Origin of the sequence: Mucilaginibacter sp. PAMC 26640 (assembly GCA_001596135.1) — a bacterium.
GTDB lineage: Bacteria > Bacteroidota > Bacteroidia > Sphingobacteriales > Sphingobacteriaceae > Mucilaginibacter.
The window spans coordinates 1,944,491-1,957,557 of sequence record CP014773.1 but is presented as its reverse complement, the minus strand read 5'-3'; the positions used below and the strand labels follow the sequence as shown (position 1 = coordinate 1,957,557).

The 13,067-nt window shown below is 41.5% G+C and carries 15 protein-coding genes; all 15 read right to left on the bottom strand.

Features of this window, described 5'->3' with window-relative positions; all coding sequences use genetic code 11:
- Positions 1 to 14: 14 nt before the first annotated feature.
- On the bottom strand, positions 15 to 677 hold the full coding sequence (locus A0256_08400; protein AMR31442.1) for a TIGR02453 family protein: 663 nt from the start codon (positions 675 to 677) through the stop codon (positions 15 to 17).
- A gap of 40 nt (positions 678 to 717) precedes the next feature.
- Positions 718 to 993: a hypothetical protein gene (locus A0256_08395; protein AMR31441.1), complete on the bottom strand. Its 276-nt coding sequence runs from the start codon at positions 991 to 993 to the stop codon at positions 718 to 720.
- 12 nt (positions 994 to 1,005) lie between these two features.
- On the bottom strand, positions 1,006 to 1,581 hold the full coding sequence (locus A0256_08390) for a hypothetical protein (GenBank protein ID AMR31440.1): 576 nt from the start codon (positions 1,579 to 1,581) through the stop codon (positions 1,006 to 1,008).
- A gap of 86 nt (positions 1,582 to 1,667) precedes the next feature.
- Positions 1,668 to 2,366, bottom strand: a complete 699-nt coding sequence (locus tag A0256_08385; protein ID AMR31439.1) for an electron transport protein SCO1/SenC — start codon at positions 2,364 to 2,366, stop codon at positions 1,668 to 1,670.
- Positions 2,366 to 2,707 carry a caa(3)-type oxidase gene (locus A0256_08380; GenBank protein ID AMR31438.1) on the bottom strand — a complete coding sequence of 114 codons (342 nt, stop codon included), beginning with the start codon at positions 2,705 to 2,707 and terminating at the stop codon, positions 2,366 to 2,368. Before A0256_08380 ends, A0256_08385 begins: the two co-directional genes overlap by 1 nt.
- 21 nt (positions 2,708 to 2,728) lie before the next feature.
- Positions 2,729 to 3,439, bottom strand: coding sequence for a cytochrome oxidase subunit III (locus tag A0256_08375; protein AMR31437.1), 711 nt, complete (start codon positions 3,437 to 3,439; stop codon positions 2,729 to 2,731).
- A 7-nt stretch (positions 3,440 to 3,446) separates the two neighbouring features.
- Positions 3,447 to 4,025 (bottom strand): cytochrome C oxidase subunit III, encoded by a 579-nt coding sequence (locus A0256_08370; GenBank protein AMR34480.1) that lies wholly within the window; start codon positions 4,023 to 4,025, stop codon positions 3,447 to 3,449.
- Positions 4,025 to 4,921, bottom strand: coding sequence for a protoheme IX farnesyltransferase (locus tag A0256_08365; GenBank protein ID AMR31436.1), 897 nt, complete (start codon positions 4,919 to 4,921; stop codon positions 4,025 to 4,027). Before A0256_08365 ends, A0256_08370 begins: the two co-directional genes overlap by 1 nt.
- Positions 4,918 to 5,979: a cytochrome oxidase assembly protein gene (locus A0256_08360; protein AMR31435.1), complete on the bottom strand. Its 1,062-nt coding sequence runs from the start codon at positions 5,977 to 5,979 to the stop codon at positions 4,918 to 4,920. Before A0256_08360 ends, A0256_08365 begins: the two co-directional genes overlap by 4 nt.
- Positions 5,980 to 6,064: 85 nt before the next feature.
- Positions 6,065 to 7,855 carry a cytochrome c oxidase subunit I gene (locus A0256_08355; GenBank protein ID AMR31434.1) on the bottom strand — a complete coding sequence of 597 codons (1,791 nt, stop codon included), beginning with the start codon at positions 7,853 to 7,855 and terminating at the stop codon, positions 6,065 to 6,067.
- 118 nt (positions 7,856 to 7,973) lie between these two features.
- On the bottom strand, positions 7,974 to 9,206 hold the full coding sequence (locus tag A0256_08350; GenBank protein AMR31433.1) for a hypothetical protein: 1,233 nt from the start codon (positions 9,204 to 9,206) through the stop codon (positions 7,974 to 7,976).
- 3 nt (positions 9,207 to 9,209) lie between these two features.
- Complete coding sequence (locus A0256_08345) at positions 9,210 to 10,469, bottom strand: quinol:cytochrome C oxidoreductase (protein ID AMR31432.1); 1,260 nt, start codon at positions 10,467 to 10,469, stop codon at positions 9,210 to 9,212.
- 11 nt (positions 10,470 to 10,480) lie between these two features.
- Positions 10,481 to 11,065, bottom strand: coding sequence for a cytochrome C (locus A0256_08340; GenBank protein AMR31431.1), 585 nt, complete (start codon positions 11,063 to 11,065; stop codon positions 10,481 to 10,483).
- On the bottom strand, positions 11,049 to 11,585 hold the full coding sequence (locus A0256_08335) for a quinol:cytochrome C oxidoreductase (protein AMR31430.1): 537 nt from the start codon (positions 11,583 to 11,585) through the stop codon (positions 11,049 to 11,051). Before A0256_08335 ends, A0256_08340 begins: the two co-directional genes overlap by 17 nt.
- A 2-nt stretch (positions 11,586 to 11,587) precedes the next feature.
- Complete coding sequence (locus tag A0256_08330; protein AMR31429.1) at positions 11,588 to 13,060, bottom strand: hydrogenase; 1,473 nt, start codon at positions 13,058 to 13,060, stop codon at positions 11,588 to 11,590.
- Positions 13,061 to 13,067 lie beyond the last annotated feature (7 nt).

The following is a 13,067-nucleotide window of genomic DNA, read 5'->3' as shown; positions in this document are numbered from 1 at the left end:
TTAAGTATTTAGGGTTAACCGATAGCGTTCTTTAAGAAAACGTTCAGCGGATATAATTTCTCACAGGCGTTTAAGATTTTATCTGTAAGCTTAGCCCCTAACACATCCTTATCGGTTAAAGGGTGCATTACAATAAAGCTTTTCAGCTTAAGTAATTCTATATTCTCATTATCTGGGCTGTAATCTCGCGGGGCTGTTTTCAATTGATCCTGTTTCCTGAGTTCACCAAATAATTTTACGAACTCAGGGTCATCAACTATTTTTTTCAGATCGGCCGCATTATAGTCAATTTCCTGCCGGATAGCTTTAAGGTGTTCAGCCTCGGGCATCCAATAGCCGCCGGCAATGAATGATTTGCCGGGCTGAATCTGTAAATAGTATTCTACACCGCCCAGTTTTACACCGTGTGAAGGGATACTAACGCCAAAATTGTTTTTATAAGGAATTTTATTTTTGCTGAAACGGATATCGCGGTAAATACGCATCACACTCTTCTTTGGATCGAGATCTGCGCTAACACCAGCGTCTACCTGATGGATCTTAGCAATCAGACCAGCGGCCAGCTCAATAACATTTTCCCGCGCTTTATCGTATCGCTCTTTATTCGCCTGGAACCACTCGCGATTGTTATTTTCTACAAGTTCTTTTAAAAAATCGAGTGTATGTACCTGGATCATTCTTCGCCTTAAATTTACTGAACAACGCTATTACAGCAGTTTAGTTTAAGTTAAGCTTCTCTTTACGAATATCCAGCGTAACCTCTTTACGGCGATATTTTTTATACCAGATATATCCACAAACTGCTACAGCCAAATAGGGTGCTGCCAAAAGATACATGATACCAGCATTGAGCCCATTAGTAGCTTTGTTACCACTTTTAGAATTAGACTCAACAGTTGCAGTACACATAGCACACTGCGCTTTAACCGGCACAACACTGCACACCAATAAACCAAAAGTGATTGCCAGCAATAAATATTTGATCGTTTTCATGAATCAGTTTAATTAAAAATGGTAATACGGAGAGATCATCAAATATACGACAACTCCGGATACTGTTACAAATAACCATATAGGAAACGCCCATCTTACCAGTTTCTTATGTTTTTCGACCTGCATTAGCAAACCCTGATAAAAACTTAACAGAATTAAAGGTAAAACACCGGCAGCCAGCACAATGTGTGGAATCAGTATTGACAGATACAGCGTGCGTAGCCCGCCCGCCGCCGCCTTTTCGTCCGCAGCCAAAATGCCATCACCATTTGCGTCGCCATAAAAAGTATCCGTACGCATCAGGTAGTGAAAAAGGATGTAAGATACCAGGAATAACGATGACAGGCAAAATGTAACGATGTTCAGCCGCTTGTGGACAGCGATATTTCCTTTTTTAATAAAGTATAGAGATATCAATAGAAGGACACTGCAAGTGCCGTTAAGTACCGCGTTAAGTAATGGAAGGTATGGTGTAAATGAAGGAGCTACCGCAGGGCCTGGGATAAGGTGACGGTTTAACACGATCACAACCGCTACAACAAAGATTGTAACCCCTGCAACGAAACGAAATATAAATTTATCAGTCATGTTATTTTAGATTCAAGACATCAGAAAAAGAAATGAACAGATCATGGTATATAGTTGATCCGCACCTTAAATGTAAGCGTTTACGCCTAATATAGCGCCTTATCAACTTTGCGTAGTTCTTCGGATATCAGCACTTTAATCTCGTCCTTCAATTTAATTACCTCTGTACGCGAGGTGCCCGAATAATAGCCCCTGATCCTTTTCTCTGCATCTATCAATACCAGCTTGTCATCGAGCACAAAACTACCGTCGCCTGCTTTTAAGGCATTTAACAATACGCCATTACGTGCCAGGTTATATATCGTAGCAGTATCGCCGGTTAAGAAACGCCATTTTTCGTCCGGTTTAAATTGTCCGGCGTATTTCTTCAGTACAGGTTGCGTATCATAGGTAGGGTCTACCGTCACCGAATTAAAATACACCATTTTGTTTTTAGCGTAGTTTATGGCCAGGCTATCCATGTTACTATTCACTGTAGTGCAAACGCCTGGGCAACGGCTATAAAAAAAAGCAAGTACAAAAATCTTTTTATCGAACGACTTAGAAGATACTACTTTTCCGTTTTGATCGGTTAGTTGGAAGTCATCGAGCTTATGATAAATGGTATCAGGGATGAATTTACCATGAAATTTATGGCCGGTTTTGGCAACTGCCTTTGAACCATAAAACGGAAGTGGTTTATATCTGTTTTTGCCCTTTGCGGTTAGCAAATAATATAAAAATCCCGGTAATGCTAATATCATTACCAGGATCAATATCTTTTTAAAGATGGCTGCTTTGCGCATTATAATCTCAAATCCACCCAGTAATGGCTTTCGTTGGTCAATACAAGTATAAGCCCAATAATGAATAAAACAGGTACAACAACTGCAAGCATCAAACCTATTTTTTCAAACTTTAAGTGCATAAAGTAAGCTATGATGTAAAATGCCTTAGCCAATGTTAACACTATATAAATTGGGTTTGCAAAATGCAACGGTATAAATCCTTTAGGGACTAACCAAAGTGCTATAATAAATTCGACAACGGTAATACCTAATAATACACCGAAGATCTGAAAGATCTTCTTCTTGGTCATTCCTTCGTGTTCGCCGTGCTCTGCATGAGCTTCGTTGTGTTCTGACATATGATCGATCAGTTAAAATTTTTAAACTAAATAGAAGAAAGTAAATACGAATACCCAAACAAGGTCCACAAAGTGCCAGTAAAGGCCGACTTTTTCTATCATTAAATAGCTGCCACGTTTTTGATAGGTACCTACTAATACGTTTACCAGGATAATAATGTTGATGATTACGCCGCTAAATACGTGGAAACCATGAAAACCGGTAATGGTAAAGAAAAGATTAGCAAACTGCTGTGTGTAAGTTTCAGATACAGGTGATGGCTTATGGAAATACTCGCTAAGCTCATGAGGAATAGTTCCCCACCAGAATCCTTCGCTGTGTAAATGGTTCCATTCTAATGCCTGGCAACCCAAAAAGGTAAACCCGCCAATAATTGTAGCTACCATCCACCAAATAACTTCCGTGCGGGCCATGCGATGACCTGCTTCAACCGCCAGTACCATGGTTACCGAACTAAGAATAAGGATAAAAGTCATTAGGCCTACGAACACCAACGGAGCACCATGCTCTATCATGCCCGGTACAGATTGGAATATCAGGTCGGCTGCCGGCCAGCTGTTGGCGCTGAAACGCAGCGCGCCATAGGCGATCAATAACGAGGAAAAGGTAAACGCATCCGAAAGGAGGAAAAACCACATCATCATTTTACCATACTCTACATCAAACGGCGATTTGCCGCCAGACCATGGTGTGGTTTTTACTTCATCAATAGGTGATACTTGTGCACTCATGTGTTTGTTAATATTGGTTCAAAAGTAAAAAAACATACAGATAAATCCATATAATATCGACAAAATGCCAAAATATAGAGGACATCTGCATTCCAAATAAATTCTTAACCTGTGGCGTGTTCCTATAACTGCGGAAAAGCGTGTTAGCTAAAAGCAGCACGCCGGCTAGAATGTGTAATAAATGCGTCCAGATGAACACATATAAAAAAGACTGAGACGCATTCGGATTGGTAAAATATACGCCCATACCCGGCAACAGAATAAGCCAGGCGTAAGTTTGTACAGCAAAAAAAGCCACACCAAGTGACAGTGTGATCCATAAGTATAATCGCTGTTTACCAAACTGCAATCCTCGTGCTGCTGCAGAAGACATATACATGGTAATGCTGCTTAGGATAATAATTGCGGTGCTGTAAGTGAATATAGCAGGCAGCTTTATGTTCATGCCAGTACCATGCCCCCCCGCGTATACAATGAATCCGCTGGTTAAAGCAGCAAAAAACATAAACGATGTGAATACGAAAATCCACATATTGAATTTCTTCGGCGCCAGTTGAAGTTTATCTTCCTGTTCTATCTTAGCCATCATTTCACGTTTCCTAAAAAATCAAATAAAAACATTAGCTGCACTACTGGCAGGTAATAAAAAGAGCCAAACATTAACTTGCGGGCCGCCCCAATTTCGAGCGTGCGCAGCAGGTTAAATGCCTGGTATAAAAATATCATACTCATTATTAATGATACCCCTCCAACATAGTAACCGCCGTAACCGTAAAATGTTGGCAACAGGCTAACCGGCACCATTATAATCGCAAAGATAAAGGTAATTGCCGCACTAGCCCTATCTCTTTTACCAGTTGGCAGCAAACGGAACCCCGCCAGTTTGTAATCATCATCCAGCACCCAGGCTATGGCCCAGAAATGCACGAACTGCCACACAAATTGAATACTAAATAAAATCAATGCAATAGTATCTATCCGCCCATGCGGCTGACCAGCTACGTAACCTATCAAAGCAGGTAGTGCGCCTGGAATTGCACCAACAAAAACAGCTATTGCCGAGTGCCGCTTCAATGGTGTGTAAGCAAAAGCGTATAATATAATGGAGAATACCGATAATAAGCCTGTAAGCAAATTCAAAGTACCCAAAAGGTAAGTACCAACCATACCCATACCTAAGCCTAAAACAAGGCCTTGACCGGTGGTCATTCTGCCCGCCGGCATTGGCCTGTCCATAGTACGTTTCATTAACCTATCCAACTTCACTTCAATTACTTCATTAAAGCAATTTGCTGCAGATGTTACCAGGAAACCACCAATAACCAATTTGATCCAGTTGATCCACATGGTGCTGCTGTATAGTGAACCCCAGGTGTCGCCCCCATTTGCCTTTACCGCAATGATAAAGGATATAGAAGCCGAGAACGTAACCAAAAAGGTAAGCCTCAACTTTATCAGTTTACTAAAATCACTCCACTTCATCTGCTCCCCTCCTGCGCGTTTACCGAACTAAATAAATTCAACAGCAAATAAAATTGTGCCCCAAAAACCAGACTAGCCAATACAATATGCGCCGCCTGTGCGAACGGAGGTAGTGCCAAATAGGATAATAAAATGCCGGTCACTATTTGCAACATGAGCATTAAAAATGTAAAGCTCATCAGCTGCTGCTGAATAGAATGCCGGTTAAAAGTTCTTCGAATCAATGCGTACAAAACTACATTCAAAACCAATACCAGCATGGCCATATCCCTGTGCTGGGTAAAAATCTCTCCCGCCTTGCTTGTCCAGCTATCGCGATAACTTCCTTCCAGATGACTTGCTACTGCATCTATTTTTTCGCGTACTTCAGTCCCGAAGGTTATTTGGAGGATACTTAACGCTAAAACCAATAACGTTACTATCGCAACTAGTGGTTTCACACTAAATTTATACCTTCCGCTAACTTTAGCCATGTGATAAGTTGCTATGCTAATAGCCAAAATAGCCAATGCAAGCAGCATATGCACAGTAACTATCCAGGCAACGAGATTAGTAGAAACCACGATAGACCCTAACCAGGCCTGTAAACCAACCATAATAACATTAAGCACACTCAATATCGAAATGAGCTTGTTGCTATTCCAATATTTGAAAGAGTAGACAGCTGTAAGCAGCAGAAATAGGCCTGATATAGCGCCAATCAAACGGTTAATATATTCTGTCCAGGTTCGGGCGCTGTTGAACTCTTCAGGAACCAAAATAGACCGGTCGTTTCTGATCCGCGACGCTAAATCGCTATACCCAAATACATCCAACATCCTGGCAAATTTTTGATTTTTAGCCAATCGTTTATCAGCATAATTCTCCTTGTAATTAGCTGGTAAATCTGATACGCTGGTTGGCGGGATATATTGGCCAAAACATTTAGGCCAATCGGGGCATCCCATGCCTGAGCCGGTACTGCGCACCACACCCCCTGCCAGTATTAATACAAAAAGCAGTATGATAGTAATGAGATTAATTCTTAAAAATGTGTAACCGGATGCGTTTATGCCCATCAAAATATTTCTAAAAAATTAGGGTATCTGCTGTGGAGTTTTAGTTCCGGCACAGATACCCTAAAAGATCAGATCAGTATTTAAATTATTTTACCTCTTCGTTGCTTTTTTGAGTGCTGGTCCATGTAGCGTGCGCCTCTAAACCAGCAGGATTATCTTCAAAATCATGCGGAAGGTTAGAGCTCATTGTTTGAGATAATGGCACAGTTTGCAGGATGTAATCTTCATCTGCTCCAGGCTTACTATAGTCATATGGCCAACGATAAACAGTTGGAATCTCCCCGGGCCAGTTGCCATGGATATGCTCAACAGGTGCTGTCCACTCCAATGTATTTGCCTCCCAAGGGTTTTGTGTAGTTTTCTTACCCCAGAACATCGAATACACAAAGTTGATAAGGAAAGCTACCTGAGCACATGCCGACATAATTGCCGCCCATGTAATAAATACATTTACTGACAACCACCGTTTCATAGATTCAAACTCGGTGAATGCATAGTAACGGCGTGGCACGCCATCAAGACCCATAAAGTGCATCGGGAAGAACACCAGGTAAGCACCAATAAAGGTTAACCAAAAGTGCAGGTAGCCTAATTTTTCATTCATTAAACGACCGTACATTTTAGGGAACCAATGGTAAACCCCAGCCAACATACCAAATATAGCAGCGGAGCCCATCACCAGGTGGAAGTGAGCAACCACAAAATAAGTATCGTGCAGGTTAATGTCAAGCGCAGCGTTACCCAAGAAAATACCTGTTAAACCACCTGAGATAAAGAACGACACCATACCGATAGCAAACAGCATAGCTGCAGTAAAGCGGATATTACCTCTCCATAAAGTTGCAAGCCAGTTAAATGTTTTTACAGCTGATGGTACTGCAATGATCAATGTCGTGATCATAAACACACCACCCAAAAACGGATTCATACCCGTTACAAACATATGGTGTCCCCATACGATGAACGATAATACAGTAATACCTATTAAAGAGTAAACCATTGCATGATAACCGAAGATAGGCTTACGAGAGTTCACAGACATAACCTCCGACGAGATACCCATTGCCGGCATGATTACAATATACACCTCAGGGTGGCCCAGGAACCAGAATAAATGCTGGAACAAAATAGGGCTACCGCCTTCAAACGGCTGTACGCTATTACCGCCGATAACGATCTCTGAAAGGTAAAAACTTGTACCGAAGCTACGGTCAAAAATCAATAACACAACACCGGCAACCAAAACCGGGAATGCAAGAATACCCAGGATAGCGGTTAGGAAGAACGCCCATATAGTTAAAGGCATCTTCCAAAGGTCCATCCCTTTAGTACGCATATTTAATACTGTACTTACATAATTGATAGCACCCATTAATGATGATGCAATAAATAACACCATACTGATGAGCCACAAGGTCATACCCATACCAGAACCCGGCATAGCTTTAGGCAAAGCAGACAAAGGTGGATAAATCGTCCAGCCACCACTTGCAGGGCCCTTTTGTACTAAGAATGAAGACAACATTACTACACTGGCTGTAAAAAAGAACCAGTAAGAAAGCATGTTCATAAATGGCGAAGCCATATCGCGTGCACCTAACTGTAATGGAATTAGCAGATTGCTAAAAGTACCGCTTAACCCTGCTGTAAGAACAAAGAATACCATGATGGTACCATGTATAGTTACAAGGGCTAAATAAAAATTGGAATCTAAACGCCCACCCGGTGCAAAACGACCTAGTAATGTTTCCATTAAAGGGAATTCTTTTTCAGGGTAAGCCAATTGGATCCTAAACAAGATAGATAAGATCATCGCGATAAAAGCCATGGTAATACCTGTCACCAGGAATTGCTTGGCGATCATCTTGTGATCCATACTGAAGATGTATTTGTTCAGGAAAGTCTCTTTATGGTGGTGTCCGTGATCTTCTTCGTGATGAACGACTCCGTGACCTTGAACTGTTAATGTTGACATACTCGCTAATCTTTTTGAATTAATTATTTAACGCTAACCTGTTTTGTTGTGCAGTCGGTTTCACTACGGCAAATTTCAAATCCTTTTTAATCTGATCAGTCAGATAAGGTTTTTGCTGAGACAACCAAGCCTGGTATTCAGTTTCTGTTACCACACGTACAACCTTTTTCATGTTATAATGTGCACCACCACAAATTTTGTTGCAATACACCAAATATTCAAAAGCAGGATCCCCCTCTTTACGGCGCATTTCGCTTGTTGTGATAGTAGGTGTAAATTTAAAGTAAGTTGGCAATCCCGGTACTGCGTTTAATTGTACACGGAAGTGCGGCATATAAACACTATGGATAACATCCTGTGCGTGAATATTAAGCTTAACAGACCTGTGTACAGGTATTACCATCGTATCGGCTTGCAAATCGTCATAGCTATCTTTATCCTTAAAATCTACACCTAACTTGTTGCTGCCATTAACCAGCTTGTAATTGGTTTTACCCAGTTTACCATCGCTGCCAGGATAACGCAATTCCCACGCAAACTGGTGACCTGTAATGTCAACGTTAATAGAGGCAACTTCACCTTTGGCATCAACAGTATTAGTGATTTGCTGCCAGGTAAAGAAACCGAAGATTACAAGGATCGTTAGTACAACAGCCGGCGCGATAGTCCAGATTTTCTCAATCGTATTGTTGTGCGGCAAGAAATGGCCACGACGATTAGCATTATATCGATATCTGAATAAGAACCCGAATAATAGGATCTGGGTAATAAAGAATACGATCATGGTAAGAACTGTTGTAGTCCAAAACATCTCATCAATCCTTACACCATGTACAGACGCAGATGCAGGCAGAATCATTGCTCCCTGTACGCTGAATTCCCAATAAGCACCGTAAATACCGGCTATAAGAAATATGATGCAGCAAACGCCCATAACATTGTGCCAGTTGATCGGCTTTTTATTCTGGATTTGTTGAGTCAGGTCATAAACACGAAGGATCTTACCTACGATGCCAACTACAAAACATACGATTACGAATAACAAAATATAATAACCAGGGCCAAGCCAAACACTTGGCTTATCACCTTCAGTTACAGCCGCGGCGGCAGGTGCGTCTTGCGCCATCACCAGGTTAGTGCCAAACAGCATCAACGCAGCTACAAGCGAAAGCATTTTTTTAGAACTTATTAAACTTTTGAATCCCATTTTATTGGTTTTTATTAATGCTGTATTCCGTTGCAAATTTAACAATTATTATATGTGATGATGCAGGCTCTCTTCCAGGAAAGGGTGTTTTTTGGGCACCAGAGAAGAAACATTGCTCAGGCTGTTTAAAACCAGGAAGGTAAATAAGCCAGCGAAACCAACGAATATTCCTATTTCCTCAAAACTAAAACCCATGTTCTCTTTAACCGTACTTGGCATAATCATCATGTAATAATCCAGCCAGTGGCCAGCAATCAAAATGATACAAGTCCACATCATGCGGTTAGTCATACGTTTTGCATCACGAGACATTAATAACAACAATGGTGCAAGGAAGTTGATAATGATATTTAACCAGAACCAAGGCTTGTATTCAGCTTCCCATCTGATAAAGAAGTAAACGGATTCCTCAGGCATGTTAGCATACCAGATCAGGAAAAATTGCGAAAACCAAACATATGTCCAGAAAATAGAGAATCCGAAGATCAGCTTTCCTAAACTGTGCAGGTGATTGGTTGATGTCCATGACATGTAGCCTTTTTTCTGCAAAAATATCAGGATGAGCGCAATGATAGCTAAACCGCTAACATGCATTGCTGCCAGATTGTACCAACCAAACATGGTAGAGAACCAATGAGCCTCTAAAGACATGATTACACCAAACGCAAATATTGGGAAGGTAAAACCGAATACTACGAGGAATATACAGGCATATTTGAAGCTCTTGTCATAATTAGACATACCACCAACGGTATCCTCTTCTTCAGAAAATTTAGCCAATTTGTAACCAAAAAAGCTATATGCCGATAAAAACACGATTAATGTAGCATAAAAAAATCCTGTGTTAAGAAAAGCTCTTTTACCGAAGATGATCGGATCAAAATTTTCACTGCCAACAGTTGTTAAACCATGCGTAGCCCAGTGTGCGTATAGGTAAGGGACAATTTCTTTCTTACCATGTTCTTCAACCTCGTGAGTATTAAACAAACCGGCGGTCACCACAACTAATAAAAAAACACTTGCAATCGGCAGCAGCTTAGCCATCGCCTGCGGAATTCTAATCAAACCTGCAGACCAGCCTGCCTGCGCTACGTAATTGTAAGCGCAAAAGAAAACGCCGCAAGTACACACACAAACAAAGTAATATGACATCAGCAACAAGTTGCTATAGGTACGTTGTACGTGTTCGCCGCTAAATATAAAGCCAGCCACGATACACACTACACCAATTACAATCGCCGCTAAACTAAAAGTTTTCGCGTTTCCTGTAAATTCAAATTTTTCGTCGAAACTATTATGATTCTTCATTAAAAATAATCTTATAATTTTTGTAATTGGTGAACATACATCACTATTTTCCAACGATCCTCCGGTGCAACCTGAGAAGCGTATGAACCCATAGAGTTTACTCCATAAGTTATAGTGTGATAAATTTTACCATCTGTAAGGTCTTTCATAGCACCGCCACGCGAAGACTGTCCTTTTGAATAGGATGGCGGAGCTGGGTACCCGTGCTGCACTACCAAACCATCTCCCTGGCCAGTAAGGCCGTGGCATGGCGAACAAAAGGTTGTAAACAATACTTTGCCCTCGGCGAGATGCTTTGGAGTCTGCGCTATCAGGCTGCTAACTTCAACACTTGACTTATCGTAACCATCTTTGGTGTTCGCATAATCGAACTTTTTAAAACCGATTGGAATAGTACCTGCAGGTGGAACCTGAGCAGTTTTGCCATCCTTAAATTGTGTGTTTGGCTGATCCGGATCGTATGCGGTATGCTCGTACATATTGGGAGCATATTCCCAACCTGTGCTGCGTTTATCCTTGCACGATGTAATAACGATCGATGCAGCGATAACGATAGCAGTTGTGCCCAATATTCTAAATTTATTCATAGCTAACATATTTTCTGTCGTTATGCTTTACTTCTACAGCGCCTGCTTCTTTTAATAAATTGGTGATATCATCATGTGGAATGTTACCCTTTGCATCGATCGCTATAACAAAACGATCATCAGTTGCGCGAAGGTCCATCACTCTTGGCGCACGGCCCGGAAAAAGGTTAGTCGCGGCAAAAAAGGTAAGAGTCATCCCAAATGCAGTGAATAAAATTGTCCACTCAAAGGTGAAGGGTACAAAGTTTGGTATCGCAAAACTTGGTTTACCCCCAATGTTCATTGGCCAATCATGCACCAGTGTATAGTACACAATGCTGAAGATAACCGTCATTCCAAGGCAGCCGAAACAAAATGCTGCATAACCCAACCTTGATTCTTTTATGCCTAATTTATCCTCAATACCATGGATAGGCATCGGGCTATATACATCATAAATAGGGATACTATTCTTTTGCAGCTTCTCTATCCCGTGCATCATGTGATCGGGGTCGTCAAATAAGCCTAATATAAATTTTGTGCTACTCATTTTTATACTTTTTCGTAATCAGACATATCAACACTATCGTACTTAACTAACGACTCCTTGTAGTATTGTACTTCAACCGGATCAAGGTGACCCTCTTCGATTAATTTTTTCTTCTGCTGCTCACTCGCTGTACCAAGTAATAGTTTCACTTCAGCAATCGCAACAGATGGCAATACGCGAATGAATAACAAGAACATGGTAAAGAATATTCCGATAGACCCAACGAACACGCTTACGTCTACCCAGGTTGGGTAAAACATCACCCAGCTGGATGGTAAATAATCGCGGTGTAATGAAGTTACGATAATCACAAAACGCTCAAACCACATACCGATGTTAACCACAATAGACAAGAACCAAGAGAATTTGATGCTTCTGCGCAGTTTGCTCGACCAGAATAACTGTGGAGAGATTACGTTACAGCTCATCATGCTCCAGTAAGCCCACCAGTACGGACCAGTTGCACGATTAATAAAAGCATATTGCTCATATTCAACCTGAGAGTACCATGCAATAAAGAACTCAGTAATATATGCCACACCTACAATAGAACCGGTAAGCATGATGATCTTATTCATCGATTCAATGTGGAACATAGTGATATAGTTCTCCAGACCTAATACCTTACGGGTAACAAGCAACAATGTTTGCACCATAGCGAAACCCGAGAAGATAGCACCCGCAACAAAGTATGGCGGGAATATGGTAGTGTGCCATCCCGGCTCAAGCGAAGTAGCAAAGTCAAAAGATACAATAGTGTGCACCGAAAGTACAAGTGGCGTAGAGATACCGGCCAGGATTAGTGAAACGGTTTCGAATCGCTGCCAGCTTTTTACAGAACCAGTCCATCCAAACGAAAGGATAGAATAGATCCGGCGGCGTAAGCCTACAGCACGGTCACGGATTGAAGCGATATCAGGCAGTAAACCTGTGTACCAGAATAACAAGGAAACCGAGAAGTATGTAGAGATCGCAAACACGTCCATCATCAATGCCGAGTTCCAGTTTACCCATAATACATATTGGTTTGGAAGCGGTAAAGTAAAGTAGGCTAACCAAGGGCGGCCCATGTGCGCCACGATATAAGTGGCCGCGCAAATTACCGCAAAAATAGTCATCGCTTCTGCCGACCTGTTAATAGAGTTACGCCAGTTTTGACGGAAAATTAACAACACCGCAGAGATAAGCGTACCAGCGTGACCGATACCTACCCACCAAACGAATCCGGTGATGTCCCAGGCCCATCCTACTGTTTTGTTTAGTCCCCATGCACCCAAACCGAACCAGAATGTATAGCTGATTGCAACAACCCAAAGCAGGGCACCCATGGAGGCAACGGTAAAGCCAATCCACCAGGCCTTATTTGGTTTATTTTCTACAGGGAATAATACATCGTTAGTGATCTTGGCATAGGTAATATCCTTGCCCGTAAGTAACGGTTCCCTGATTATTGATTCATTATGATGAGATGCCATATAGTAT

Coding starts and splice junctions, on each gene's coding strand:
- A0256_08400 (AMR31442.1), bottom strand. CDS start 677: ATGATCCAGGTACATACACTCGATTTTTTAAAAGAACTTGTAGAAAAT.
- A0256_08395 (AMR31441.1), bottom strand. CDS start 993: ATGAAAACGATCAAATATTTATTGCTGGCAATCACTTTTGGTTTATTG.
- A0256_08390 (AMR31440.1), bottom strand. CDS start 1,581: ATGACTGATAAATTTATATTTCGTTTCGTTGCAGGGGTTACAATCTTT.
- A0256_08385 (AMR31439.1), bottom strand. CDS start 2,366: ATGCGCAAAGCAGCCATCTTTAAAAAGATATTGATCCTGGTAATGATA.
- A0256_08380 (AMR31438.1), bottom strand. CDS start 2,707: ATGTCAGAACACAACGAAGCTCATGCAGAGCACGGCGAACACGAAGGA.
- A0256_08375 (AMR31437.1), bottom strand. CDS start 3,439: ATGAGTGCACAAGTATCACCTATTGATGAAGTAAAAACCACACCATGG.
- A0256_08370 (AMR34480.1), bottom strand. CDS start 4,025: ATGGCTAAGATAGAACAGGAAGATAAACTTCAACTGGCGCCGAAGAAA.
- A0256_08365 (AMR31436.1), bottom strand. CDS start 4,921: ATGAAGTGGAGTGATTTTAGTAAACTGATAAAGTTGAGGCTTACCTTT.
- A0256_08360 (AMR31435.1), bottom strand. CDS start 5,979: ATGGGCATAAACGCATCCGGTTACACATTTTTAAGAATTAATCTCATT.
- A0256_08355 (AMR31434.1), bottom strand. CDS start 7,855: ATGGATCACAAGATGATCGCCAAGCAATTCCTGGTGACAGGTATTACC.
- A0256_08345 (AMR31432.1), bottom strand. CDS start 10,469: ATGAAGAATCATAATAGTTTCGACGAAAAATTTGAATTTACAGGAAAC.
- A0256_08340 (AMR31431.1), bottom strand. CDS start 11,065: ATGTTAGCTATGAATAAATTTAGAATATTGGGCACAACTGCTATCGTT.
- A0256_08335 (AMR31430.1), bottom strand. CDS start 11,585: ATGAGTAGCACAAAATTTATATTAGGCTTATTTGACGACCCCGATCAC.
- A0256_08330 (AMR31429.1), bottom strand. CDS start 13,060: ATGGCATCTCATCATAATGAATCAATAATCAGGGAACCGTTACTTACG.